Genomic DNA, 24,072 nt, shown 5'->3' with positions numbered 1-24,072 from the left:
CCGGGGCAGATGGTCATCGCTGTCGTACGACGACGAAGTCGGCCAGCGCGGTCAGCTGATCGCGCACATGACCCGGCATGTCGAGCGGTCCGAGGGCGGCGAGTGCGGTGGAGTGCTGCCGCTGTGCCTCCGCCGAGGTCCACTCGCGGCCGCCGGCCTCCTCGATCAGCGCGGCCCGCGTGGCGAACTCGGCCTCGTCGAAGTCCTCGAACTCCGCCTGGCTCTTCTTCGCGTCGGTCCTCATCAGTTCGGCGAGCCGCGTGGCGGCGGGGTCCGGCGAGGCGAGGGCGGCCACCACGGGCAGCGACTTCTTGCGCTGCCGCAGGTCGCTCCAGGCCTGTTTGCCGGTGGCCTCCGGGTCGCCCCAGATGCCCAGCACGTCGTCGACGGCCTGGAAGGCGAGTCCCAGGTGGTAGCCGTAGGACTCCAGGGCGTCGGCCGTGCGGTCGTCGGCGCCGCCGAGCACCGCCCCGATGGAGACGGCACAGGCCAGCAGCGCGCCGGTCTTGTTGCCCTCCATCTCCAGGCACTCCTCGACCGTGACCTCTTCACGGTGCTCGTAGGAGATGTCCTGCGCCTGCCCGTCGATGAGCCTGCGGGTGGCCCGCGTCAGGCGCCGGGTCGCGCGGCCGGCCTCGGGGGTGCCGGGCTCCAGCAGTATTTCGTTGGCGAGGGCGAAGAGCGCGTCGCCGACGAGGATCGCCTGGGCCGGGCCGTGGACCTTCCACACGGTGTCGCGGTGGCGCCGCTGCTCGTCGCCGTCCATCAGGTCGTCGTGGAGCAACGAGAAGTTGTGCACGAGCTCGACGGCGACGGCTCCGGGCAGGCCCGTCTCCGGTGCGGCGCCCGCCGCCTCGGCCGAGAGCAGCGCGAGTGCGGGCCGTACGGCCTTGCCGCCGTGCGCCTCGGAGGGGCGGCCGGATTCGTCGATCCACCCGAAGTGGTACGCGGCGACGGTGTCCATCGGAGGTGCGAGCCGGTCGACGGCGGCGCGCAGCAAGGGAGTTGCGAGCCTGCGCCCGCGCTCCAGCAGAGCGCTGACGCTCGCGTTGTCGACGACGGAGTGCTGGTTCGCCGTGGTCACGGGGTCTCCTCTGCGTTGGGTGCCGCTCGTGGGGGTACGGCTGCTCGCGGTGCTGGTGTGGGGGGTTGGTGCTGTGCCGTCCGTCTGGGTCCTCCGGACGTGCCGCCTTGATCGGCGCTGCTCATGCCACCGCCCTTTCGTGTGGTGCCGGGCACCGGATCATTGTCGTACGTGCTGCCCACGGCGGTGAGGGCCTCCCGGGCGGCGGTCGTCCCACTCCGCACGGCGCTCTCCATGGTCGCGGGCCAGCCAGTATCGGTCCAAGCTCCGGCGAGGCAGACACCGGGCGCCGAGGTACGGGCCGCGGGGCGCAGCCGGCCGACGCCGGGACGGGGGTCGAAGGTGGCGGCGCGCTCCCGGGTCACGAAGAAGTCGAGCACGCGAGCCGTGCGTGCGGCGGGCAACAGGCGTGCCAGTTCCGGGAGATAGCGCTCGCGCAGCGCCGCGACCGGCCGGTCGATCTCCTGCTGCGCGGCCGACTGCGATACGGCGAGGTACTGGCCCCGGCCGAGCCCGGCGGGCCCCGTACGGTCGAAGACCCACTGGACGGGCGATCCGAGCGCGGCGAAGAAGGGGCGGCGCAGCACGGGACGGTCGTAGACGACATGGAGGTTGAGGATCGGTGCGGTGCCGATCTCCAGCAGTCTGCCGGGCGCGGGCAGCGCACCCTCGGGCAGCAGATCGTGGGCCTCATGCTGGGGCACGGCCAGCACGACGGCGTCGGCACGGTGCTCGCGGTGCTGCGCCGCGGACCCCTGACCGTGCTCGGCGTGTACGGTCCATCCGCCGCCGGGCGCCGCGGTGACCGCACGGGCGCGGGCCTGGGTCCGGACGCGGACCCCGGCCGCCCGCAGCGCCCTGCCGGCGAGGGTGTCGTGCAGATGCCCGAGCGGTACGCGTGAGACGCCGATGTCGGCGCCGCCCGGCTCCGAGAGCAGGCCCGTTCTGAAGACCTTCGCGGCGAGGCCCAACGAGGCATGCGGGGCACGGGCGTTGAGCGTCGCGGTGCCCACCAGGTCCCACAGCGCGCGGATCGCGCGGTCGCTCTGTCCCTGCCCGTGCAGCCAGGTCGCGAAGTCCACGTCGTCCAGGGCGGGATCGGCCGGATCGAGTCCGCGCAGGGCGAGTGCCGCACGGGCCGCGCGGCTCCGCTCCCCCGCCGTCAGGTGGCGGTAGCAGGCGAGCCCCGAGGCCAAGTGCAGCGGTACGGGCAGCGAGTTGCGGCGCAGCCTCGCCAACCGGGGCCTCTCCGGGGCCACATCGAGCACCGGCACGTCGAGACGGCGCTGGAGCGGTGCGAGCCCCGCACCGCCGATCCGTTCGAGGAACCATGTGTAGGCCGTGCAGCAACGCAGGTGCACATGCTGGCCGTTGTCGACGGTGAGCCTTCCCGCCGGGGAGTCGCGGTGGAAGGAGAAAGCGAGGCCGCCGAGGCGCGGGCGCGACTCCAGGAGGGTGGTCGGCACGCCGGCGTCGGCCAGCCGGAGCGCTGCGGTGGTTCCGGCGATGCCGCCGCCGACCACGACGGCGCCGCGGGGTCCGTGGACGTCGCGGCGTGAGTGAGTGGTGCGCTCGCCTCCGGTCATGTGCGCGTGCTCCGCCTCGCGGCGAACCGGGCGTCGATGCCGGTGAGTCCGCGCACCGCCACGTACGCCTTCTGCCGGTTCGGCAGGGACACGCGCTCGCTCAGCACCGCGTACGGATCGGCGGCGATACGTTCCAGCAGACGCTGGTAGATCCCGGCCATGGCGGCGACACAGGCACCGGACCTGCGGTCCAGCAACGGCAGCAGCCGGTATCCACGGGCGAACAGGGCGCGGGCGCGCTGGACTTCGTGATGCATCAGCCCGCGGAAGTCGCTGCCGGGCTGCGCCTGCCCGTTGCGGAAGTCCGCGGAGCAGCCGAACTTCTCCAGGTCCTCCGCGGGCAGATACGTGCGCCCGTGCTCGGCGTCTTCCCGAAGGTCCCTGAGAATGTTGGTGAGTTGGAGCGCGAGGCCGAGAGTGTCGGCGTACTCGGAGGCGCGGTCGGTGTCGCTCACCCCGGGGAGGGTGCCGAAGACGCCGAGCGAGAGACGGCCGATGGCTCCGGCCACGCACCGGCAGTAGACCTCCAGCTCCTCCCAGCTGCCGTAGGCGGTGCCGTGCACGTCCAGCAGGACGCCGTCGATCAGCTCGTCGAGCCCGTCCATCGGCACGGGGTACCGGCGCGCGGCGTCCGCGAGCGCGACGGCCACGGGGTCGGTGTCGTCCTGCTCGATCCCGCCGTCGCGGATGCGGCCGAGCAGCTCCCGCGTCTCCTCCAGCCGTGCCACCTTCACCGAGCGCGGGAGAGGACCGTCGCCGATGTCGTCGACCCGCCGGGAGAAGGCGTAGAGCGCGGACATCGCCCGGCGTTTGCCGCTCGGCAGCAGCCGGATGCCGTAGGCGAAATTGCGGGCCTGCTGGCCCGTGACGGACTCGCAGTAGTCGTACGCGGCTGCCACCGGCGGCGGTACGTACGGTACGGGCCGGGCTCTGTCCACGGTCCGCTCACCCCTCTCGTCGCAGGGTTGCGGCCACCTCGCGCAGCAGCCCGCGCGTGGTGGCCCGGGGAGGTCCTGGGAGTACGTCGTATCCGGCGCGGCTGATGGCGCGGAGGGTTGCGCGTCCACCGCCGGTGAAGCCCGCGAGCAGCAGCCGTAGACGGCCGCGGACGCTGGCCACGAGGGGGTCGCCCGCCGAGAGCAGGGCACGGGCACGGTCGGCTTCGTAGGCCAGCAGGGCGCGGACCGAGGCGTTGGCCCGCGGGGCGGCCAGGTCGGACTCGGTGACGTGGAAGCGGGCCATGTCCTCGGCGGGAAGGTAGATGCGGTCGCGGCCGAGGTCCTCGGCGACGTCCTGGAGGTGCTCGACGATCTGGAGGGCGGTGCAGACGTCGTCGGAGTACCGGATGCGCTCGGGGGTGGCGGCGCCGGTGATGGCCAGTACGAGGTGGCCCACGGGGTTCGCGGACAGCTCGCAGTAGCCGAGGAGTTCGGCGTGGTCGGCGTAGCGGCGGACCTTCTGGTCCTGGCGGTTGGCCTCGATGAGGGCGAGGAACGGCTCGGGCGTCAGATCTCGGCGCCGCAGCGTCGGCACCAGGGCCCGCAGAAGCGGGTGGCCGGGCGCGGGACGGGCGTCGTCGAAGAGGGCGAGCAGATCGGCCTCCAGTGCGTCGAGCATCGAGAGGCGGTCGGGGCCGGGCCGGCTTTCCTCTCCGGGGCCGAGCCCCAGGTACTGCGCGTCGAGTCCGCCGGGGGCGAGGTCGCCGTCGCCGATGTCGTCGACGAGCCTGGCGTAGCCGTACACGGCCATCAGGTCGTAGCGCCATTCGCGCGGCAGGAATCCGGGCGCCACTGGGAAGTTCTCCCGCGTGGCCTTGGCGAGGACGGCACGCGCATGCGCGTCCGCCTCTGCGCTCACCACGTGCTGCCAGAAGCCATTGCCGTCACATCTCCGTTTCTACACCGCTGGGCGAAAACATCCTATTTCGGACACGCCGCTCCGGCACGGCGGCGGCGGGGCGGCCTCACGGGCCACTTCGGAAGGCGTGAAAAGGCGGGCGGAGACGGGGATCGCGCACCCGACGGGACGTCACCCACAGCGGCCTCGGGCACGCGTGGCCGGGCGGCGGTGAGGGCGGCTCCGGACGTGTGCCGGACCCGCGGTACTCAGTGCCGCGCGGACGGAGCGGGCGGCGCCGAAGGCGCGGTGAATCCCGCGATGAGGACGTCGAAGGCACGCTCGGCGACGGCGTCGATCTCCTCGGGCGAGGCCTGTGCGAGAGGTCCGTCGAGGCAGAGCATCGCCAGTCCGTGCACGGTCGCCCAGGCGGTGACTTCCGCTCCCGTACGCCGCTCCGCGGGCATGCGGCCCTGCTCGACGAGGTCGTCCAGGGCGCGGACGAGGATCTCGAAGGAGCGGAACTCCCAGGCGGGGCCGGCGTCCTGCTCTCCCCCGCCAGCTCCGGGGACGGCGACGCCTGGCGGCGGACCCAGCGGGAGCGGATCGCGGCAGAACGCGACGCGGTAGAGGCCCGGTTCGGCCAGTGCGAACGAGAGATAGCCGTGTCCGAGCGCCCGCATGCGCGCTTCGGCCGCCTCCGGAGTGTCGCCGTCGTCGGAAGCGGCACGGCCGCCCGCCTCCATGCGGTCGGCGAGGCGCTCCTGGCCGAACTCCTTCACGGCGTGGAGCAGTTCCGCCTGGCCGGCGAAGTGCCGGTAGGCGGCCGTGGGCGAGACGCCCACGCGCCGGGCGGCGGCGCGCAGCACGACGGCCTCGGGGCCGCCGTCACGGGCGAGGTCGGTGGCCGCGCCGATCAGGGCGTTGCGCAGGTCTCCGTGGTGGTAGGCGCCCTTGCCTCCCTTGCGGCCGCTGCCGGCGCCGCGTGCGGGCCGCTCCTCTTCCGGCACGTCCCCTCCGGTCCGTGCGGCACTCGCGCCGGTCTTCGCCTCCATGTCCGCCATGCTTTCATCCTGCTCGATGTTGACAGCATTAACATCCCCTGCAAGAGTCCAAGTTTACGCCGTAAACATCGGTGTTCACGCCTCAGGGGGGAGCAATACAGTGCTACGAAGAATCGCGGAACTGGCCCTGCGCCGGCCCAGAGCCCTGCTCGTACTCGGCCTCGTCGCCGTCGTGGCCATGGGAGCCGTCGGGTTCGGCGCCTTCGGCAAGCTCCAGGCGGGCGGCTTCGAGGATCCCGACGCCCCGTCGAGCCGCGCGCGGACTCTGATCGCCGACGAGTTCGGGGGCGAGCAGAACCTCGTACTGCTGGTGAGTGCCGACAGCGGAGACGGGAGCCTGAAGCAGGCCCCGGTGCGCAAGGCCGGCGAGAAGCTGACGGAAGAGCTGAGGGAGGCGCCGCAGCTCTCCCACGTCTCCTCCTACTGGGACGCGGGCGGCTCGGCGCTCACCTCACGGGACGGCTCGCAGGCGCTCGTACTTGCGCACGTGAAGGGCGACAGCAGCCAGGTCGCCGACCGCACCGAGGAGATCACCGACAAGTGGAGCGGTGACCGCGGACCGGTGCATGTGCGGGCGGGCGGCGGCGCGGCCCTCAACAACGACATCTCCGGGCAGGTCTCCGCGGACCTCGCCGTCGCGGAGTCGATCGCGGTGCCGCTCACGCTCGTGCTGCTCGTGATCGCCTTCGGCAGCTTCGTGGCGGCACTGCTGCCGCTGGCGATCGGGCTGATCGCGATCCTCGGCACCTTCGCCGAGCTGTTCGTGCTCGGCAGTGTCACGGACGTCTCGGTCTTCGCCGTCAACCTCACCACCGCACTGGGGCTCGGCCTCGGGATCGACTACGGACTGCTGATCGTCAGCCGCTTCCGCGAACGGCTCTCGGCGGGCGACCAGGTCGGGGACGCGCTGCGTACGACCGTGACGACGGCCGGGCGCACGATCGCCTTCTCCGCGGCCACGGTCGTCGCGGCGCTGGCGGCGCTGCTGCTCTTCCCGCCCTTCTTCCTGCGCTCGTTCGCCTACGCCGGAATCGGGGTCGTCGCCGTCGCGGCCCTCGCGGCGCTCATCTTCGTACCGGCGCTGCTGGCGGTGCTCGGGCACCGCGTGAACAAGGGGCGGCTGCCGTGGGCCGATGCCGTACGGCGCCCGGACGCACCGGTGTGGGGCCGGCTCGCGCGTACGGCCATGCGCCGCCCGGCGCTCACGGCGCTGCCCGTGCTCGCGGTGCTGCTGCTCGCGGCGAGCCCGCTGCTGGGCGCCCGCTTCGGGATGCCGGACGAGCGCGTGCTCCCCGAGGACGCGCAGAGCAGGCAGGTGAGCACCGCGCTGGCGAGGGACTTCCCCGGCGGTTCGACCGAGTCCGTGCAGATCGTGACCACGGCGGGGGTGCCGCGGGACGGGCTCGACGAGTACGCGGGACGGATCTCGCGGCTGGACGGCGTGGCCCGTGTCGAGGCGAGCAGCGGCGTCTACGCCGACGGGAGGGCCGCACCGGCCGGACGGGCACAGTCCGCGCTGGGCAAGCCGGACGCGGAGCTGCTGAACGTCGTTCCGGAGGCGGGCTCGGATGCCGGGAAGCGCCAGGACCTGGTGCGCGGCATCCGAGCCCTGGAGGCCCCCGGCAGCGGTGAGGCGCTGGTCGGCGGGAGGGACGCCCAGCTCGTCGACACCAAGGCGTCGATCGGCGACCGGCTGCCGGGCGCGATCGGCATGGTCGTCGGCACGACCTTCGTGCTGCTCTTCCTCTTCACGGGCAGCGTCGTACAGCCGCTGCGTGCGCTGGTGCTGAACACGGTGAGCCTCACCGCGTCCATCGGCGCGATGGTGTGGATCTTCCAGGACGGGCATCTCTCCGGGGTGCTGGGCTTCACGGCGATGCCCATGGACACCTCGATGACGGTGCTGATGTTCTGCATCGTCTTCGGACTCTCCATGGACTACGAGGTGTTCGTCACCAGCCGCATCAAGGAGCTGCACGACGCGGGGGCGGACAACGCGACGGCCGTGGCACGCGGGCTCTCGCGCACCGGGCGCATCGTGACGATGGCGGCGGGGCTGCTGGCGGTGAGCTTCTTCGCCTTCGCCACCGGCGAGATCGGCTTCCTCCAGATGTTCGGGCTGGGCAGCGGACTGGCCATCCTCATCGACGCGGTCGCCGTGCGCGGGGTGCTCGTACCCGCCGCGATGCGGCTGCTGGGCCGCGGTGCCTGGTACGCGCCCCGCGTGCTGCGCAGGCTGCACGGCAGGGTGGGGCTCGCGGAGTCGGCCGTTCCGCCGCGTACGAGTCCGGAGGAGGAACCGGGGGCGGCAGCCGGCGCCGGAGCGGAGCGGGAGGAGGCGCAGCCGCGTACGGGCGCGGGCGTCTGACGCGGCACCTTCGCGAGAAGCGGCCGGCCGGGACCCGTGGAGGTCCCGGCCGGCCGCTGCCGTCCGGGGAGGAGGGAGCCGGGCGCTACTTGCCCGTGAACTTCTCGTACTCCTTGAGCACTTCCTCGGTCGGCCCGTCGTGGACCAGCTCGCCCTTCTCCAGCCACAGCGTCCGCTCGCACGTGTCGCGGATCGACTTGTTGTTGTGGCTGACGAGGAAGACGGTGCCCGCCTCCTCGCGCAGCTCGCGGACGCGCTGCTCCGAGCGCCGCTGGAACTTCTTGTCGCCCGTCGCCAGCGCCTCGTCGATCATCAGCACGTCGTGGTTCTTGGCGGCGGCGATGGAGAACCGGAGCCGCGCCGACATACCGGAGGAGTACGTGCGCATCGGGAGCGTGATGAAGTCGCCCTTCTCGTTGATCCCGGAGAAGTCGACGATCCCCTGGTAGCGCTCGGCGACCTCGTCGCGGGACATGCCCATCGCGAGCCCGCCGAGCACGACGTTCCGCTCGCCGGTGAGGTCGTTCATCAGCGCCGCGTTGACGCCCAGCAGCGACGGCTGGCCGTTGGTGTAGACGCGGCCGCTCTCGGCGGGCAGCAGACCCGCGATGGCGCGCAGCAGCGTCGACTTGCCCGAGCCGTTGGAGCCGATGAGGCCGACGGCCTGGCCGCGGTAGGCGGTGAAGCTGACGCCCCTGACCGCGTGCACCTCGCGGACGCTGCCGCCGCCCGGCTTGCGGCGCACGATGCGGTTCAGAGCCGCTGTCGCGCTGCCCCTGCCCTTCGCGCTGCCGTAGACGCGGTAGACGATGTGCAGGTCCTCGGCGATGACGGTGGGAACCCACGGCTCCTGGTGAGCGGGAGCCGCCTGCTGCTGGACCGTCTTCGTCTCCTCCTGGGTGTCCTCAGCCACGGCCATAACGCTCCTCCGACTTCCAGAAGAAAACAAATCCGCCGATCCCGAAGATCAGGCCCCAGCCGAGGGCCAGCGTCCAGACGTGCGGCGGCAGGGTCGAGGCCGGGTATCCGTCGATGAAGGCGAAGCGGATCAGGTCCATGTACACGGCGGCCGGGTTCGCCTGGAGCATGTCGACGAGCCACGGATCGGCGTGGGCCTTCGACTGAAGCTGGTACGGCAGGAAGAACATCACGCCCGACGCGTACAGCCAGGTCCGCGTGATGAACGGCATCAGCTGCGCCAGGTCCGGGGTCTTGCTGCCCAGCCTCGCCATGATCATGGCCAGGCCGGTGTTGAACAGGAACTGGCAGGCCAGAGCCGGCAGGACCAGGATCCATGACCAGGCCGGGAAGTGCCCGAAGCCCACGAGGATGACCACCAGCACGATCATCGAGTACAGCAGCTGCTGGAGCTGCTGTAGCGAGATGGAGATCGGCAGCGAGGCCCGCGGGAAGTGCAGCGCTCGGACCAGGCCCAGGTTGCCGGAGATCGCGCGGACGCCGTTGAGCACCGAGGTCTGGCTGAAGGTGAAGACGAACACACCCGTCACGAGGAACGGAATGTAGTTGTCCTGACCGCCCGGGATGCCCTTACGGCCGCCCATGATCAGCCCGAAGATGAGGTAGTAGACCGCGGCGTTGAGCAGAGGCGTGACGACCTGCCACAGCTGCCCCAGTTTCGCCTGGGTGTACTGGGCCGTGAGCTTCGCCCGGGAGAAGGCGAGGATGAAGTGGCGCCGGGCCCACAACTGGCTCACGTACTCCGCCAGCGAGGGGCGCGCCCCGCTCACCGACAAGCCGTACTTGGCCGCGAGCTCGGCCGGGGACAGACGGTCGTCCGGTGTGGGCGGGGGCTTCACGCCCACCGCACCACCGTGCGTTGTCTCGGTCACGTTGGAAACTTTCGTCCTCACACGCGCAGCTGAACAGGGAGAGGGTGGTGCTGGAGACGAGCTTGTCAGATCACCGGCGGGCGACCTAGTCGGGTCAGGCGCCACACCGTACGCCACCGCATGGGCCTGCGGGCCCCGCACGGTTTGGTCCACCCCTCCCGGAATCCGCCGAGCCACGCGCGCAGGGCCGGGCGCGAGGGCCGGCGGGCGAGGGTGAGGAGCAGCCAGACACCGAGATAGACGGGGATCAGGGGGGCCGGCAGGTTGCGGCGGGCCAGCCAGACCCGGTTGCGGGCGACCATGCGGTGGTAGACCGCGTGCCTGCTGGGGGCGGTGGTCGGATGGTGCAGCACCATGTCGGCGCGGTAGTCGATCGACCAGCCCGCGTCCAGGGCCCGCCAGGCCAGGTCCGTCTCCTCGTGTGCGTAGAAGAACTCGTCGGGCAGGCCGCCGACTTCGGCGATGACCTTCGTACGCACGGCGTTGGCGCCGCCCAGGAACGTCGTGACCCGGGAGGAGCGCAGCGGATCCGCGGCGCGCAGCCTGGGCACGTGGCGGCGCTGGGTCTCGCCGGTTTCGGGGTCGGCGATGCGGAAGCTGATGATGCCCAGCGACGGGGCGGCGGCGAAGGCCTCGCGCACCAGCTCGGCGGTGTCCGTCTCGGGGAGCAGGCCGTCGTCGTCGAGGAAGAGCAGCGCGTCGACCTCGGCGCCGGACGGGCCGAAGGCCTCGATGCCGACGTTGCGGCCTCCGGGGATGCCGAGATTTTCCGGAAGCTCGACCGTCCGTACACCTTCAGGCAAGGCGGGCAGCGGCGCGCCGTTACCGACCACGACGGTCTCGATGCGGTCGCCGTCCTGCTTGGCGACGGAGTCGAGCAGCGCCCGCAGCTCCTCCGGCCGGTTGCCCATCGTCAGCACGACGGCTCCCAGCCTCGGCGTCTGCGCGGAACGCTCCGGGCCCTGCTGCGGCATGAGGGCTCCCTCCGTCACTTGAGCCTGCTGGAGGCGAGGATGGACACCAGATGCAGCAGCGTCTGCACGACGGCGATGCCCGCGAGCACGGCGACACCGAGCCTGGTGAAGAAGAGGTCCCCTCTGATCTCGTCCACGACCGCCAGGACCAGGATCAGCAGCGAGGCCTCGATCCCGAGTATCAGCCGGTGGAACTTCAGCGCCGCGGCGGCCTTGCGGGCCAGCGCCACACCGGACGCACGCGGCTCGCTCGCGGCCTCCTTCACGGGCGGCAGCCCGCCCTGGTGGCGGGCGACGCCGACCAGGTCGGTCTCGGCCTTGATCAGTACGGCGCCGAGCGCGGCGAGCGTGCCCAGGAAGGCCCACAGCCAGTCGATCCGGCCACCGCCCCACAGGTCGGCGGCGCGCAGGCCGAAGCCCAGCAGCACCGCGGCGTCGCACAGGTAGGCGCCGACCCGGTCCAGGTACACGCCTCCGAGCGAGAACTGCTGCTTCCAGCGGGCCAGCTCCCCGTCCACGCAGTCGAGCAGCAGGTAGAGCTGGACCGCGACCACCCCGAGCACCGCCCCGCCGACCCCCGGCACCAGCAGGGCCGGGGCGGCGAGGACGCCCGCGACTGTCATCAGGTAGGTCAACTGGTTTGGCGTGACCCGCGTGTTCACCAGATGCCGGTCCATGCGCAGGGAGATCTCGCGCATGTAGAGCCGCCCGGCCCAGTGCTCACCGCTGCGCCGGTCCTTCACGCCCTCGGGGTGAACGACCGGGCGGAGTTCAGCTACCGATGGCTTGTGCATAGTCGCGGTATGCGTCCCTGATCTGGTCGGCGGACAGGTCGAGGTGTTCGAGAATGGTGTACCGCCCGGGCCGGGTGTCCGGTGCGTACTCCGTCACTTTCACGAACTCGTCCTCGTCGAAGCCGATTTCGTGAGGCAATACGGGAAGGCCGTGGCGCTTGAGCACCTCGACCATCAGCATCGACATCTCCCGGTCGCCGCGCAGGAACGTGGCGAACGCCGCTCCCAGACCGCACTGTTCGCCGTGGCTGGCCGCGCGCTTGGGGTAGAGCAGGTCGAAGGCGTGGTTGATCTCGTGGCAGGCGCCCGACGCCGGGCGGCTGTCGCCGGCGACCGACATGGAGATCCCGGTCATCACCAGGCCCTCGGCGAGGACTTGGAGGAACGCGTCGTCGCCGACGCCGCCGGGGTGGCGCAGCACCGCCTCTCCCGCCTGACGGGCCATGGCGGCGGCGAGGCCGTCGATGTCCTCGCCGCGCACGGTGTGGGCGAGCTCCCAGTCCCGTACGGCGGAGATGTTGGAGACGGCGTCGCCGATCCCGGAGCGTACGAACCGGGCGGGCGCCTCCCTGATGACGTCGAGGTCGATGACGACGGCGATCGGGTTGGGCACGCCGTACGAACCGCGGCCGGCGTCGTTGTCGAGCGTGGCGACCGGCGAACACAGGCCGTCGTGGCTGAGGTTGGTGGCCACGGCGACCAGTGGCAGTCCGATGCGCGCGGCCGCGAACTTCGCACAGTCGATGATCTTGCCGCCGCCCAGGCCCACGACCGCGTCGTAGCGCCCGGACTTCATGGAGTCGGCGAGCTTGATGGCGTCGTCGATGGTGCCGCCGCCGACCTCGTACCAGTCGGCACTGGGAAGGGCGGGGGCGAAGCGCTCACGCAGAGCCGCGCCCGAACCACCGCTGATGGCGAAGGCGAGCTTGCCGTTCGAGGAGATCCGCTGATCGGCCAGCAGGCCCGCCAGGTCGTCCAGGGCGCCGCGGCTGATGTCGACGACGACGGGCGACGGGATGAGGCGGGTCAGTACCGGCATGCGATCTCCCGGCCCTTGGCGAGGTCGTCGTGGTTGTCGATCTCGACCCACTGCACGTCGCCGATCGGCGCCACGTCCACCTTGAAGCCGCGGTTGACCAGCTCCTGGTAGCCGTCCTCGTAGTACAGCTGCGGGTCGCGCTCGAAGGTGGCCTTCAGGGCGTCGGCCAGCTCCTCGGCGGCCTCGGGCTCGATGAGGGTGAGACCGATGTACTCGCCGTCGGCGGTGGCCGGGTCCATCAGCTTGGTGATCTGCTGGACGCCCTTCTCGGGGTCGGTGACGACCTTCATCTCCTCCTCGTCGAGGTGCTTGACCGTGTCGAGGGCGAGGATGATCTTCTGGTCGCCGCCGCGGGCGTCGAGGAGGGTCTTCTCCACGGAGACGGGGTGGACGGTGTCGCCGTTGGCGAGCAGCGCGCCCTGCTTGATGACGTCGCGGGCGCACCACAGGGAGTAGGCGTTGTTCCACTCCTCGGCCTTGTCGTTGTCGACGAGGGTGAGCTTGACCCCGTGCTTCTTCTCCAGGGCCTCCTTGCGCTCGTACACGGCCTCCTTGCGGTAGCCGACGACGACGGCGACGTCGGTGAGGCCGACGGCGGCGAAGTTGGCGAGGGCGATGTCGAGGACGGTCTGGGACTCCTCGTCGCCCTCGGGGCCCACCGGCACGAGGGCCTTGGGGAGAGTGTCGGTGTAGGGGCGCAGACGCCGTCCGGCGCCGGCGGCCAGCACGAGGCCGATCATGCGGGTTCTCCTGTTTCGTCGTGTACGGCGGGTGCTTTGGAGGACACCCAGAAGCGGATGCTCTCGACGAGCACCACTGCCGCGATGGCCACGGCGAGCGTGGTCAGCGCGATGGTGAAACCTTGGCCCGGTCCTTGGACCGGACTCTGGCCCGGCCCCGCCCGGTCCGTGCCGCCGTCGCCGGCCGCCCAGAGGGCCGCGGCGAGGGTTACGGCCAGGGCTCGTCCTTCGTGACCCCCGGTCGCACGTACAAGCCAGTGCGGAGGCGCGCCGGTGCCGCCGCGAATGCGGTACACCGTGTCGTAGTGATGGTAGGCGACCGCCGCCACCAGGCCGAAAGCGGCGGGCAGCGCGCCGTTCACCCCTGCTTGGTCCGCGCGTAGCGCGAGGACGAGCACGAGCACGTATTCCGCGGTACGGAAGAAGGGCGGCGCGAGCCAGTCCAGTGCGCCCCGCAGTTGGGCGGCGACGGCGATGCCCGAGGTCAGGGCGTACAAGAGGGCGGCCAGGCACGTCCAGACGCTACCCAGGGGCGTCCACAGCGCGGTGGCCAACAGCACGGCCGTGCCGAGGAGGGCGACGGCCGGAGGCCCGAACCCCGGCAAGCGGATGTGCGCGCGGCGGGTCAGGGCCGCGAAGCTCCCGGCGAGCGGTCCGCTGTCGGCGAGGTCGGCCAGGGCCTGTGCGGCGCGGTCGGTACGGCGGGCCTTCCTGGTGAGGGATCGCAGCACGCGGCCCGCGGTGGTGTAGCAGGTGGCGAGCGCGCATCCGATCAGGAGCACGACGAAGGTGATGCGGGGAGTGGTGCAGGCGGTCAACACCGCGATCAGCGCCCAGCGTTCACCGATCGGCAGGATGATCATGCGGCGCAGCCAGACCGTCCAGCCGACGCTGTCGAGGCGGCTGGAGAGCGCGGCGGTGGGGCTGGTGTTGGCGGCGGCGTCGTGGTTGGCCTCGTTGAAGGAGAAGTCGACGACGTGGCGCACGGTCTGGAGCACCATCGCGCCGAGCGCCAGCCCCCACACGTCGTCGCCGCCGCGGGAGGCGCCGAGGGCGAGACCCGCGTAGTAGGCGTACTCCTTGGCGCGGTCGAAGGTGGCGTCGAGCCACGCGCCGAGGGTGGAGTACTGGAGGTCGTAGCGGGCGAGCTGGCCGTCGGTCGCGTCCAGCACGAAGGAGGCGATCAGCAGCACTCCGGCGGCGATGAAGCCGCCGCGGGTGCCGGTCGCGGCGCAGGCGGCGGCGATCAGGGCGGTGACCAGGGACGCGGTGGTGACCTGGTTGGGAGTGAGGCCGCGGCGTGCGCACCAGCGGGCGATGTAGCGCGAGTAGGGGCTGACGCAGAAGGTGGTGAAGAAGCCGTCCCGTGCCTTCACGGCGTTGCGCAGCCGCACCGCCTCGTCGTCCACGCCGTCGACGGCGGTGCGCGCCGCGGCGCGGGCCTCCTCGTCGGCGGGGACGGATGCGACGAGCGGGCCCAGTTCGGGACGGTGCACTGCCACGTCGCCCGCCTCCAGGGCGGCGGCCACGGCGTCGGGCAGCGTGCGCGGCGGTGCGGCGACCCCGCCCTCGTCGCCGTTCGCACGGGCCGCCGTCTCGGCTCCCGTACCGCCTGCCGGGGAGCCCGGGGAGACCGCGGAGGCGGCGGGCGCCGCGCTCTCCGCCTCGTGCAGTGCCCGGGTGAGCGCGCCGCGCGCCTGCGGCTGTACGGACAGCGCCCCCGTGACGGCTCCGGCCGCGAAACGGGGGTCGGTCAGTGCGAGCCGCAGGGCGTGTACGTGGCCGACGAAGTGCGGGTCGACGAGCGCGATCCGTGCGCCGGCGGGAGCGGCGGCCACCTCCGCGGGGACCTGTGCGGGCCCGTCCGCCGTGCGCACGTCGAACCCCAGCGACCGCAGGTCGCCCTCCAGCGGCGACCCCGCGACCGGCGGACCGGTGAGGATGGCGGTCGACAGTCGAACTCACTCCTTGGACGCTGGCACAGCGCGTCTTCCGGCCGGGGCACGGCCGGGCAGCGGGCAGGGCGCGCACGGCCCGTTCGTCGGCGGGCGGCGCGTCGGCAGAGGCTATCGGATCGAACAGCCGGGCCTTCATCGCGCGTTCACCGGGCGGGCGTTGCACTGCCGCAGCACAGCATGGTCGATCTTGGACGGAGCGCCAAATGCGGGGCGGGCTCGGTACGGGAGCACACCCGGCGGCGTTCCGCGCCCGGAGGCACCGCGCCTCGTGCCCGTCCCGCGGACTCGATCGGGTGACCGCGCCGGAGGGCCGTGCCGGGCCGGCCCCATCACCGTGCCGCAGAACGGATTCCGCGGCCGTACGGCCCCTTCGCGGCGGCGGATAGGGTTCCCGCATGACGTGGTTGATCACAGGTGGGGCGGGCTACATCGGGGCGCATGTGGCGCGGACGATGGCGGCGGCCGGGGAGCGGGTGGTCGTCCTGGACGATCTCTCGGCGGGGGTGCCGGAGCGGCTGGAGGGGATGCCGGGGCCGGGCCGGGAGCCGTTGCTGGTGCGGGGCTCGGTCCCGGACCGCGCGCTGCTGGACCGTACGTTCGCCGAGCACGAGGTCACGGGTGTGGTGCATCTCGCGGCCCGCAAGCAGGTCGGCGAGTCGGTCGAGCAACCGCTGCGCTACTACCGGGAGAACGTGCACGGGCTGACGGTGCTGCTGGAGGCGGTCGTCGCCGCGGGCGTGCGCCGCTTCGTCTTCTCCTCCTCGGCGGCGGTATACGGCACCCCCGACGTGGACCTCGTCACGGAGACGACCCCGTGCGTGCCGATGAATCCCTACGGTGAGACGAAGCTCACCGGTGAGTGGCTGGTCCGCGCCACCGGCAGGGCCGAGGGCCTGACGACGGTCTGTCTGCGCTACTTCAACGTCGCCGGTGCCGCCGAGCCGCGGCTGGCGGACACCGGGGTGTTCAACATCGTGCCGATGTTCTTCGACGCCCTCACGCGCGGAGAGCCGCCGTTGATCTTCGGTGACGACTATCCGACGCCGGACGGCACCTGCGTGCGCGACTACATCCACGTCCAGGACCTGGCCGAGGCGCATCTGGCCGCCGCCCGGCGGCTCTCCGGGAGCGCGGCCGCCGGGGACGGCACCGCGGGCGGTGCCGCGGAAGGTGCCACGGCGGGCGTCGCAGCAGGTGCCGTTTCAGGTGCCGTGGCCGAGGACCTGACGGTGAACATCGGTACGGGCAAGGGCCTGTCCGTGCGGGAGATGGCGGACCTCGTCGCCGAGATCACGGGCAGGCGCGAGCCCGCGGCGAAGGTGGCCGCGAGGCGGCCCGGCGACCCGGCACGCGTGGTGGCCTCGGCGGCGCTGGCGGAGAAGGAGCTGGGCTGGACGGCACGGCACAGCGTGCGCGACATGATCGCCTCCGCCTGGGAGGGCTGGTGCCTTCGCCATCCGGAGGCCCGCTGACGGCTGCCCCTCGGGCCTGCGGCCCGCCGCGCACCGCGTCCGCGCCCCGAAGGGAAACCGCATTCGAAATCGCAGGTCACGGCACATGACAACGGTGTTCAGCGTCGCGTTGCACCCGTCCCCGCGGCGTAGTTGACTTGCGATCGACAGGCGCGTGACGCACCGGACCGAGGACGCGGAGGCTCGCAGCGATGGGCGCTGGGCACGCTCACGGAGGGCCTGCTCCGGCGGCGGGCGGCACCGCTGCCGCCGCGTACCGCAAGCGGCTCCGCGTCGCGCTGTTCATCACGCTCGCCGTGCTGGTCACGCAGATCGTCGGCGGGCTGCTCGCCGACTCCCTCGCGCTGCTGGCCGACGCCGGACACGTCGCGACGGACGCGCTGGGCCTGGGCATGGCGCTGCTCGCCATCCACTTCGCCAACCGGCCGTCGAGCGAGCGGCGCACCTTCGGCTTCGCCCGCGCGGAGATCCTCGCCGCGCTCGCCAACTGCCTGCTGCTGCTGGGAGTCGGCGGCTACGTCCTCTTCGAGTCGGTCGAGCGCTTCATCGAGCCCGCGGACACCGACGGCGCGCTGATGGCGCTCTTCGGTGCCATCGGCCTTGTGGCGAACGTCATTTCGCTCTCGCTGCTCCTGCGCGGCCAGCGCGAGAGCATCAATGTGCGCGGTGCCTTCCTGGAGGTGCTGGCGGACGCCCTCGGGTCGCTGGCCGTGCTGATCTCCGCCGTGATCGTCGCGACCACGGGCTGGCAGGCGGCCGACCCCGCCGCCTCGCTCATCATCGGGGCGATGATCGTTCCGCGTACGCTGCGCCTCGCGCGCGAGGCCGTCGACGTGCTGCTGGAGGCCGCTCCCCGGGACGTCGACATGGCCGAAGTACGCGAGCACATCCTCGCCGTGGAGGGCGTGGTCGGGCTGCACGATCTGCATGTGTGGACGATCACTTCGGGCATGCCGGTGCTCTCGGCGCACGTGGTGGTCACGCAGCCGACCCTCGGCTCCGTGGAGCACGAGCGGGTGCTGCACGATCTTCAGCTGTGCCTCGGCGACCACTTCGACGTGGAGCACTGCACGTTCCAGCTGGAGCCGCGCGGACATGCGGCTCACGAAGCGAAGTTGTGCCACTGATCTGCGGCAGACTGGGGCGCACCGTCGGCCGGAGGCCGGCGACGCACGCGGCGGAGGCCGCCGGCGGACGGTACGCGGCGGACGCCGGAGGGCGGACCACACGGACCCGGACAGCCCCGACAGAAGGATCAACATGGCGAACAGCTCAGCGGCACCGATCATGCTCGAACTGGTCGACGAGGACGGGACCACGATCGGTACCGCGGAGAAGCTCTCCGCACATGTGGCACCGGGCCGGCTGCACCGCGCGTTCTCCGTCTTCCTCTTCGACGACGAGGGCCGGCTGCTGCTCCAGCGCCGGGCGCTCGGCAAGTACCACTCCCCCGGTGTGTGGTCCAACACCTGCTGCGGCCATCCCTTCCCGGGCGAGGCGCCGTTCGCCGCCGCGGCACGGCGCGTGAGCGAGGAGCTGGGCGTGGCGCCGTTCCTGCTGCGGGAGGCGGGCACCGTCCGCTACAACCACCCCGACCCGCGCTCGGGCCTGGTGGAGCAGGAGTACAACCACCTCTTCGCCGGTGTCGTACGCGACGAACTGCGCCCCGATCCCGAGGAGATCGCGGAGACGGCCTTCGTCACCGCCGCGGAGCTCAAGCGCCGGCATGCCGAAGGGGCGTTCTCCGCCTGGTTCATGACGGTGCTCGACGCGGCTCGGCCCGCGATCGCTGAGATCACGGCAGGGGCCGGGGGCTGGTGACCGCGGCGGGCAGCGCACCGTCGGCGAACGGCAGCGGCAGCTCGGCCCAGATCACCTTCCCTCCCGTGCCTGTCTGTTCGACGTCGCAGAGGCCGCCCGACTCGGACGTGATCGTCTTGACGAGAAGAAGGCCCCGTCCGCCGATGTGCTCCTCGTCGGGAGCGGCGGCCAGGGCCTTGGGACGGTAGGGGTGACTGTCCTCGACGGAGACCCGGAGCCGTCCGGGCCGCAGCGCCACCTCCACCCCGATCTCGGGTGACAGCAGCGCGGCATGACGTACGGCGTTGGTGGTCAGCTCGGAGAGGATCAGCAGCAGGCTCTGGAGGATCTCGTCCGGCACGACGCCCTGGCGCCGGACGAGATCGCGTACGGCATGGCGCAGCCGGGGCACGGAGGAGTCCAGCGCCGGAGCCGTGAAGCGCCAAGTCCCCTCGCACACACGGGAATCGGTCCGCTCGTAGGGCGGCAGCGCCACCGTGGACCTTCTGCCAGGACCGGGCGGATGACTCCCGTGGCTCTCCATCTCCCCCACCCCTGCTCTCCTCCGAGTGTTCTTGCATTGCAGCGTTCTTGCAGATGTACGTGCATCGAGTGTTGGTATGCCGGCGGCCAGGTCCGGCCCACTGACCGCAAGTCGGCACTTATCGATGGCATTTGACAGAAGACTTACGCCGGGGACGGCTGTGTGACAGAGCTTGCATCTGCCGTCCCGTGGGCCATGGCCAGTGCCCGGTTACGATCCGTACATGGAGCCAGCACACCCCTCGGAGCCGGAGCGTCCGGCCCAGCCGCAGGAGCACATGCCGCCGTCACGGGAACCGGACGGGCCGGACGGACCGCACGGGCGGCAGGGGACGCGGGGGTCACAGGGGTCGCAACCCTGCCTCCTCACCCGGCACTCCGGCGGCGTCACCACCCTCGTTCTGCACAACCCGGCGAAGCGGAACGCGATGACCGAGGCCATGTGGCGCGAGCTTCCCGGACTGCTGGCGGGGCTCTCGGACGACTCATCCGTACGGGTCCTGGTCGTCACGGGCGCGGAGGGCACCTTCTGCGCGGGCGCCGACATCGCCACGCTGCGTGATTCCGTGGAGTCCTCACAGTCGCTGGCGGTGGCGGCGGAGGAGGCGCTGAGCACCTTTCCCAAGCCCACGCTGGCGGCGGTACGGGGCCACTGCGTGGGAGGCGGCGCTCAGCTGGCGGCGGCGTGCGATCTGCGATTCGCCGCACAGGACGCGCTGTTCGGGGTGACGCCGGCGAAGCTCGGCATCGTCTACCCGCCGTCCTCGACCCGCCGGCTGGTGCGGCTCGTGGGCCCGGCGACCGCCAAGTACCTGCTCTTCTCAGGGGAGTTGATCGACGCGGACCGCGCGCTGCGGACCGGTCTCGTGGACGAGGTGCACCCCGGCGAGGGACTGGACGCCCGGGTGTCCGCCTTCGCAAGCACGCTGGTGGAGCGTTCGCAGCTGACGCAGGCGGCGGCGAAGGAGTTCAGCGCGGACAAGCCCACCGACGCCTCCCGCACCGAGCACTGGCGGCGGGTGGCCGCGGAGAGCGGCGAGGCGGCGGAGGGTGCCGCGGCGTTCCTGGAGCGGCGTGCCCCGCGCTTCCGCTGGGCGCCGTGACCGGACGGTGAGCCGGTACGGGGTACGGGGTACGGTACGGGCGGCGGACCGGCGCCATCGCGGCAGCAGCCGGGACACTTCGATTACCTCCCGGTAACGTGTGGCCATGACGTCTCTCCCGGAACGCGCCGCCCGGCGCTGTCACAACATGGTCAACCCGCTCCACTCGGCGGTCTACTTCTCCCCCGCCCTCGGCAAGGAACTCGCCCCGTACGGCATCGAGGACCCCAGCGCCGTCTACTTCGCGGGGCGTGCCGCGCCGCTCGGCGCCGCGAGCGCCGGCACCGTCACGGCGACCTTCTACAACTTCAGCCACTCCCTCGTGTCGCGCTTCCTGCCCGCGGTGTGGGAGTCCGCCTCTCCCGCGACGGTGCTCGCCGCGCGGCTGCGCGCGGTCGACACGATGCTGCGCGAGCTGCTCGGCGAAGAGGCCGTCGCCTCCCCGGAGATGGCGGAGGCGGCGGGGCTCGCGCTCAAGGCCGCCGAGGCGTGCACCCGCCCCGGGCGCCCGCTCTACGCCGCCAACGCCGACCTGCCCGTGCCGGAGGCTCCGCACCTCGCCTACTGGCACGCGGCCACGCTGCTGCGCGAGCACCGCGGCGACGCGCACATCGCCGTGCTGCTCTCGGCCGGTCTGGATCCACTGGAGGCGCTCGTCAGCCACACCGCGAGCGGACGCGGCATGGCGCCCAAGTGGGTCCTGTCGACCCGGGGTTACAACCAGCAGGACTGGACGGCGGCCCTGGAGCGGCTGCGGGAGCGCGGCATCGTGGACTCCGAGGGCGAACTCACCGAGGAGGGCGGGGCGTTGCGCAAGCAGCTGGAGTACGACACCGACCGTCTCGACAGCGGCCCGTACGAACACCTCGGTGCGGAGGGCGTCGCACGGCTCACGGAACTGGCGGGCGGCTTCGCCGCTTCGGCCTCGAACGCGGGCGCCTTCCCGGCGGATCTGTTCGGCAAGGGCTGAGCCCGGCTCGGGCACGGACCGGGCAGCGCGGGACCGCGTACCGCGAACAGGGCGCGGCGCGCCGGGCGTTGGGGCCCTGTTTAGTCCTGGAGGCAGCGGTCACCCGGGCCGCATGTTCCGTGCAATCGCAGACGGCCTCCGCATGATCGGAGGCGCCATCGCAACCGTGGTGACCCTGCCCTTCCGCCTGCTGGCGCGCCTGTTCGGCGGTGCCTCGAGGGCGGGCCGCAGGGTCTGAGACAGCTCCCGACTCCCCCGTATCGCCCCGCGTAAGGACGGGGAGACGTACGCACGTATCCGGGGCACGCGCCGCAAGCCCGTCGGCGCGTGCCCCGGTCCGTGCCTCCGCCCGAAGGTGCCACCTGCCACAATGCAGGCTCACCGGGGACACCCAGCACCAAGAAGGCGGACCAACCATCGTGACGACGACCATCGAAGGCAGGATCGCCGAGGAGCTCGGCGTACGGGAGCGCCAGGTCAAGGCCGCCGTCGAGCTGCTCGACGGCGGTTCGACCGTGCCGTTCATCGCGCGCTACCGCAAGGAAGCGACCGAGATGCTCGACGACGCGCAGCTGCGTTCCCTGGAGGAACGGCTGCGCTATCTGCGGGAGTTGGAGGAGCGGCGCGAGGCTGTCCTCGAATCCGTACGGTCGCAGGGCAAGCTCGATCCCAAGCTGGAGGAGCAGATCCGGACGGCCGAGACGAAGGCCCGTCTCGAGGACATCTATCTGCCGTTCAAGCCGAAGCGGCGCACCAAGGCGCAGATCGCACGCGAGGCCGGCCTCGAACCGCTCGCCGACGGCCTGCTGCGCGACCCGTCCGTGGAGCCGGAGGCGGCGGCAGCGGCGTTCACCGACGAGGAGAAGGGCGTCGCCGACGCGGCCGCCGCGCTGGAGGGCGCCCGCGCGATCCTCGCCGAGCGCTTCAGCGAGGACGCGGACCTCATCGGCGAGCTGCGTGAACGCATGTGGCTGCGCGGCCGGCTCGTCGCCAGGGTGCGGGAGGGCAAGGAGGAGCAGGGCGCGAAGTTCAAGGACTACTTCGACTACGCCGAGGCCTTCACCGAGCTGCCCTCGCACCGCGTGCTGGCCATGCTGCGCGGCGAGAAGGAAGAGGTCCTCGACCTGGTGCTGGAGCCGGAGGACGGCTCCGAGGAGACTCCGGGCGTGCCGAGTGCGTACGAGAACGCAGTCGCGCACCACTTCGGCGTACGCGACGAGGGCCGCCCCGCCGACCGCTGGCTGGCGGAGACGGTTCGCTGGGCGTGGCGCACGCGCATCCTGGTCCGGCTCGGCCTGGATCTGCGGCTGCGGCTGCGTACGGCCGCCGAGGACGAGGCGGTCGGGGTCTTCGCCTCCAACCTGCGCGATCTGCTGCTCGCCGCGCCCGCCGGCACCCGTGCGACGCTCGGTCTCGACCCCGGCCTGCGTACGGGCGTGAAGGTCGCCGTCGTCGACGCCACGGGCAAGGTGGCGGCCACCGACACCGTCTACCCGCACGCGCCGCAGAAGCAGTGGGAGGAGTCGCTGGCGAAGCTGGCGGCGCTCGCGCGCGAGCACTCCGTGGAGCTGATCGCGATCGGCAACGGCACGGCGTCCCGCGAGACGGACAAGCTCGCCGGTGAACTGATCGCGAAGCAGCCGGAGTTGAAGCTGACGAAGGTGACGGTCTCCGAGGCCGGGGCGTCGGTCTACTCGGCCTCGGCGTTCGCCTCGCAGGAACTGCCCGAGCTGGACGTCTCGTTGCGCGGCGCCGTCTCCATCGCACGCCGGCTCCAGGACCCGCTCGCCGAGCTGGTCAAGATCGACCCGAAGTCGATCGGTGTCGGCCAGTACCAGCACGACCTGTCCGAGGTGAAGCTGTCGCGCTCCCTGGACGCCGTCGTGGAGGACTGCGTCAACGGCGTCGGCGTGGACGTCAACACCGCGTCCGCGCCGCTGCTTTCACGCGTCTCCGGCATCGGCACCGTGCTCGCGGAGAACATCGTGACGCACCGCGACGGCCACGGCCCGTTCAAGAGCCGCCGCGAGCTGAAGGACGTGGCACGACTGGGTCCGAAGGCGTACGAGCAGTGCGCGGGCTTCCTGCGCATCCGCGGCGGCGAGGACCCGCTGGACGCCTCCAGCGTTCACCCGGAGTCCTACCCGCTGGTCCGTACGATGGTCGGCTCCGCGGGCACCGACGTGCCCACGCTCATCGGCAACGCCTCGGTGCTGCGCTCGCTCGACCCGAAGAACTTCGTGGACGACACGTTCGGGCTGCCGACCGTCACGGACATCCTGCGGGAGCTGGAGAAGCCCGGGCGCGACCCGCGTCCCGCCTTCAGGACGGCGGAGTTCAAGGAAGGCGTCGAGAAACTCACCGACCTCGAAGCGGGGATGGTCCTGGAGGGCGTGGTCACCAACGTGGCGGCGTTCGGCGCGTTCGTCGACGTCGGCGTGCACCAGGACGGGCTCGTGCACGTGTCGGCGATGTCGAAGACGTTCGTGAAGGACCCGCGGGACGTCGCCAAGCCCGGCGACATCGTCAAGGTGAAAGTCCGGGAGGTCGACGCGGCGCGTAAGCGGATCTCGCTGACGATGCGGCTGGACGACGACACGTCGGGCTCCGGGTCCGGGTCCGAATCGGGCGGCGGATCCAGGCCGGGCGGCGCGTCGGGGTCCGGCGGAGGCCGCGGTGAGGGCCGCCGGCGCCAGGGCGGCGCGGACCGTGCGCCCCGTCAGCGCCAGGGCGGCGGACGCCAGGACGGCCGGAAGCAGGGCGGCGGCAGTGGCGGCAGCGGCGGCAGGCAGCAGCGCCGCGAATCCGCCCCGGCCAACAGTGAGATGGCGGACGCACTGCGCCGGGCCGGGCTGCTGGACGGCGAGGGCAAGAACAAGAAGCGGTGAGCG

Annotated in this window: 21 protein-coding genes; 8 read left to right on the top strand and 13 right to left on the bottom strand. The window is 71.9% G+C overall.

The features are described 5' to 3' along the window. Positions 1–13: 13 nt before the first annotated feature. From HCC61_RS10070 to HCC61_RS10050, 5 genes are all read right to left on the bottom strand, one after another. Positions 14–1,084 carry a polyprenyl synthetase family protein gene (locus HCC61_RS10070; RefSeq protein WP_169134948.1) on the bottom strand — a complete coding sequence of 357 codons (1,071 nt, stop codon included), beginning with the start codon at positions 1,082–1,084 and terminating at the stop codon, positions 14–16. Further along, complete coding sequence (gene hpnE, locus HCC61_RS10065) at positions 1,081–2,670, bottom strand: hydroxysqualene dehydroxylase HpnE (RefSeq protein ID WP_169134947.1); 1,590 nt, start codon at positions 2,668–2,670, stop codon at positions 1,081–1,083. Before hpnE ends, HCC61_RS10070 begins: the two co-directional genes overlap by 4 nt. Beyond that, positions 2,667–3,608, bottom strand: a complete 942-nt coding sequence (hpnD, locus tag HCC61_RS10060; RefSeq protein WP_169134946.1) for a presqualene diphosphate synthase HpnD — start codon at positions 3,606–3,608, stop codon at positions 2,667–2,669. The genes hpnE and hpnD overlap by 4 nt, the downstream gene beginning before the upstream one ends. Before the next feature lie 7 nt (positions 3,609–3,615). Next, the gene (hpnC, locus tag HCC61_RS10055) at positions 3,616–4,527 is read right to left on the bottom strand and encodes a squalene synthase HpnC (protein ID WP_346777112.1); all 912 of its coding nucleotides are present in this window, start codon (positions 4,525–4,527) and stop codon (positions 3,616–3,618) included. A gap of 248 nt (positions 4,528–4,775) precedes the next feature. Further along, positions 4,776–5,570 (bottom strand): TetR/AcrR family transcriptional regulator, encoded by a 795-nt coding sequence (locus HCC61_RS10050; RefSeq protein ID WP_240968746.1) that lies wholly within the window; start codon positions 5,568–5,570, stop codon positions 4,776–4,778. A gap of 100 nt (positions 5,571–5,670) precedes the next feature. Between HCC61_RS10050 and HCC61_RS10045 the strand changes: the two genes are divergently transcribed. Then, positions 5,671–7,938, top strand: a complete 2,268-nt coding sequence (locus HCC61_RS10045; RefSeq protein WP_169134944.1) for an MMPL family transporter — start codon at positions 5,671–5,673, stop codon at positions 7,936–7,938. 85 nt (positions 7,939–8,023) lie between these two features. Here HCC61_RS10045 and HCC61_RS10040 read toward each other — a convergent pair whose 3' ends face one another. The 7 genes from HCC61_RS10040 to HCC61_RS10010 all read right to left on the bottom strand — a co-directional run bounded on the left by HCC61_RS10040 (position 8,024) and on the right by HCC61_RS10010 (position 15,290). Continuing rightward, the gene (locus HCC61_RS10040) at positions 8,024–8,857 is read right to left on the bottom strand and encodes an ABC transporter ATP-binding protein (protein WP_169134943.1); all 834 of its coding nucleotides are present in this window, start codon (positions 8,855–8,857) and stop codon (positions 8,024–8,026) included. Further along, complete coding sequence (locus HCC61_RS10035; RefSeq protein ID WP_169134942.1) at positions 8,844–9,788, bottom strand: ABC transporter permease; 945 nt, start codon at positions 9,786–9,788, stop codon at positions 8,844–8,846. The genes HCC61_RS10040 and HCC61_RS10035 overlap by 14 nt, the downstream gene beginning before the upstream one ends. Before the next feature lie 65 nt (positions 9,789–9,853). Next, a complete protein-coding gene (locus HCC61_RS10030; RefSeq protein ID WP_169134941.1) occupies positions 9,854–10,762 on the bottom strand; it encodes a glycosyltransferase in 909 nt (302 codons plus the stop codon). Between the two features lie 14 nt (positions 10,763–10,776). Beyond that, positions 10,777–11,556 (bottom strand): CDP-alcohol phosphatidyltransferase family protein, encoded by a 780-nt coding sequence (locus HCC61_RS10025; protein ID WP_169134940.1) that lies wholly within the window; start codon positions 11,554–11,556, stop codon positions 10,777–10,779. Next, positions 11,534–12,595 (bottom strand): iron-containing alcohol dehydrogenase family protein, encoded by a 1,062-nt coding sequence (locus HCC61_RS10020; protein ID WP_169134939.1) that lies wholly within the window; start codon positions 12,593–12,595, stop codon positions 11,534–11,536. Before HCC61_RS10020 ends, HCC61_RS10025 begins: the two co-directional genes overlap by 23 nt. Continuing rightward, on the bottom strand, positions 12,583–13,335 hold the full coding sequence (locus HCC61_RS10015; RefSeq protein ID WP_169134938.1) for a phosphocholine cytidylyltransferase family protein: 753 nt from the start codon (positions 13,333–13,335) through the stop codon (positions 12,583–12,585). Before HCC61_RS10015 ends, HCC61_RS10020 begins: the two co-directional genes overlap by 13 nt. Further along, positions 13,332–15,290, bottom strand: a complete 1,959-nt coding sequence (locus HCC61_RS10010; RefSeq protein WP_169135238.1) for a DUF5941 domain-containing protein — start codon at positions 15,288–15,290, stop codon at positions 13,332–13,334. Before HCC61_RS10010 ends, HCC61_RS10015 begins: the two co-directional genes overlap by 4 nt. A gap of 398 nt (positions 15,291–15,688) precedes the next feature. Here HCC61_RS10010 and galE point away from each other — a divergent pair, with 398 nt between their 5' ends. The 3 genes from galE to idi all read left to right on the top strand — a co-directional run bounded on the left by galE (position 15,689) and on the right by idi (position 18,586). Then, entirely contained in the window at positions 15,689–16,765 is a 1,077-nt protein-coding gene (gene galE / locus HCC61_RS10005) for a UDP-glucose 4-epimerase GalE (protein WP_169134937.1), read from the top strand. Positions 16,766–16,956: 191 nt separating this feature from the next. After that, positions 16,957–17,892: a cation diffusion facilitator family transporter gene (locus tag HCC61_RS10000; RefSeq protein WP_169134936.1), complete on the top strand. Its 936-nt coding sequence runs from the start codon at positions 16,957–16,959 to the stop codon at positions 17,890–17,892. Positions 17,893–18,025: 133 nt separating this feature from the next. After that, positions 18,026–18,586 (top strand): isopentenyl-diphosphate Delta-isomerase, encoded by a 561-nt coding sequence (idi, locus tag HCC61_RS09995; protein WP_169134935.1) that lies wholly within the window; start codon positions 18,026–18,028, stop codon positions 18,584–18,586. Here the strand turns inward: idi and HCC61_RS09990 are convergent. After that, positions 18,561–19,109 (bottom strand): ATP-binding protein, encoded by a 549-nt coding sequence (locus HCC61_RS09990; protein WP_169135237.1) that lies wholly within the window; start codon positions 19,107–19,109, stop codon positions 18,561–18,563. The two genes, idi and HCC61_RS09990, sit on opposite strands and share 26 nt — an antisense overlap. A 223-nt stretch (positions 19,110–19,332) precedes the next feature. On the opposite strand from HCC61_RS09990, the gene HCC61_RS09985 reads away from it, so the two are divergent. The 4 genes from HCC61_RS09985 to HCC61_RS09975 all read left to right on the top strand — a co-directional run bounded on the left by HCC61_RS09985 (position 19,333) and on the right by HCC61_RS09975 (position 24,069). After that, complete coding sequence (locus HCC61_RS09985) at positions 19,333–20,211, top strand: enoyl-CoA hydratase/isomerase family protein (RefSeq protein ID WP_240968745.1); 879 nt, start codon at positions 19,333–19,335, stop codon at positions 20,209–20,211. Positions 20,212–20,317: 106 nt separating this feature from the next. Continuing rightward, positions 20,318–21,181, top strand: a complete 864-nt coding sequence (locus HCC61_RS09980) for a hypothetical protein (protein WP_169134934.1) — start codon at positions 20,318–20,320, stop codon at positions 21,179–21,181. Between the two features lie 112 nt (positions 21,182–21,293). Continuing rightward, positions 21,294–21,419, top strand: a complete 126-nt coding sequence (locus HCC61_RS31195; RefSeq protein ID WP_258396212.1) for an LPFR motif small protein — start codon at positions 21,294–21,296, stop codon at positions 21,417–21,419. A 181-nt stretch (positions 21,420–21,600) separates the two neighbouring features. Then, on the top strand, positions 21,601–24,069 hold the full coding sequence (locus HCC61_RS09975) for a Tex family protein (RefSeq protein ID WP_169134933.1): 2,469 nt from the start codon (positions 21,601–21,603) through the stop codon (positions 24,067–24,069). Positions 24,070–24,072 lie beyond the last annotated feature (3 nt).

The sequence above is a fragment of the Streptomyces sp. HNM0575 genome (assembly GCF_012726265.1).
Taxonomy (GTDB): Bacteria; Actinomycetota; Actinomycetes; order Streptomycetales; family Streptomycetaceae; genus Streptomyces.
This window is presented reverse-complemented; position numbering and strand designations above follow the sequence as displayed.

Bases quoted from the DNA above. Each gene is read 5' to 3' on its own strand.
- hpnE (WP_169134947.1), bottom strand. From the start codon at position 2,670: ATGACCGGAGGCGAGCGCACCACTCACTCACGCCGCGACGTCCACGGA.
- HCC61_RS10050 (WP_240968746.1), bottom strand. From the start codon at position 5,570: ATGGCGGACATGGAGGCGAAGACCGGCGCGAGTGCCGCACGGACCGGA.
- HCC61_RS10040 (WP_169134943.1), bottom strand. From the start codon at position 8,857: ATGGCCGTGGCTGAGGACACCCAGGAGGAGACGAAGACGGTCCAGCAG.
- HCC61_RS10030 (WP_169134941.1), bottom strand. From the start codon at position 10,762: ATGCCGCAGCAGGGCCCGGAGCGTTCCGCGCAGACGCCGAGGCTGGGA.
- HCC61_RS10025 (WP_169134940.1), bottom strand. From the start codon at position 11,556: ATGCACAAGCCATCGGTAGCTGAACTCCGCCCGGTCGTTCACCCCGAG.
- HCC61_RS10020 (WP_169134939.1), bottom strand. From the start codon at position 12,595: ATGCCGGTACTGACCCGCCTCATCCCGTCGCCCGTCGTCGTCGACATC.
- HCC61_RS10015 (WP_169134938.1), bottom strand. From the start codon at position 13,335: ATGATCGGCCTCGTGCTGGCCGCCGGCGCCGGACGGCGTCTGCGCCCC.
- galE (WP_169134937.1), top strand. From the start codon at position 15,689: ATGACGTGGTTGATCACAGGTGGGGCGGGCTACATCGGGGCGCATGTG.
- HCC61_RS10000 (WP_169134936.1), top strand. From the start codon at position 16,957: ATGGGCGCTGGGCACGCTCACGGAGGGCCTGCTCCGGCGGCGGGCGGC.
- idi (WP_169134935.1), top strand. From the start codon at position 18,026: ATGGCGAACAGCTCAGCGGCACCGATCATGCTCGAACTGGTCGACGAG.
- HCC61_RS09990 (WP_169135237.1), bottom strand. From the start codon at position 19,109: ATGGAGAGCCACGGGAGTCATCCGCCCGGTCCTGGCAGAAGGTCCACG.
- HCC61_RS09985 (WP_240968745.1), top strand. From the start codon at position 19,333: ATGGAGCCAGCACACCCCTCGGAGCCGGAGCGTCCGGCCCAGCCGCAG.
- HCC61_RS09980 (WP_169134934.1), top strand. From the start codon at position 20,318: ATGACGTCTCTCCCGGAACGCGCCGCCCGGCGCTGTCACAACATGGTC.
- HCC61_RS31195 (WP_258396212.1), top strand. From the start codon at position 21,294: ATGTTCCGTGCAATCGCAGACGGCCTCCGCATGATCGGAGGCGCCATC.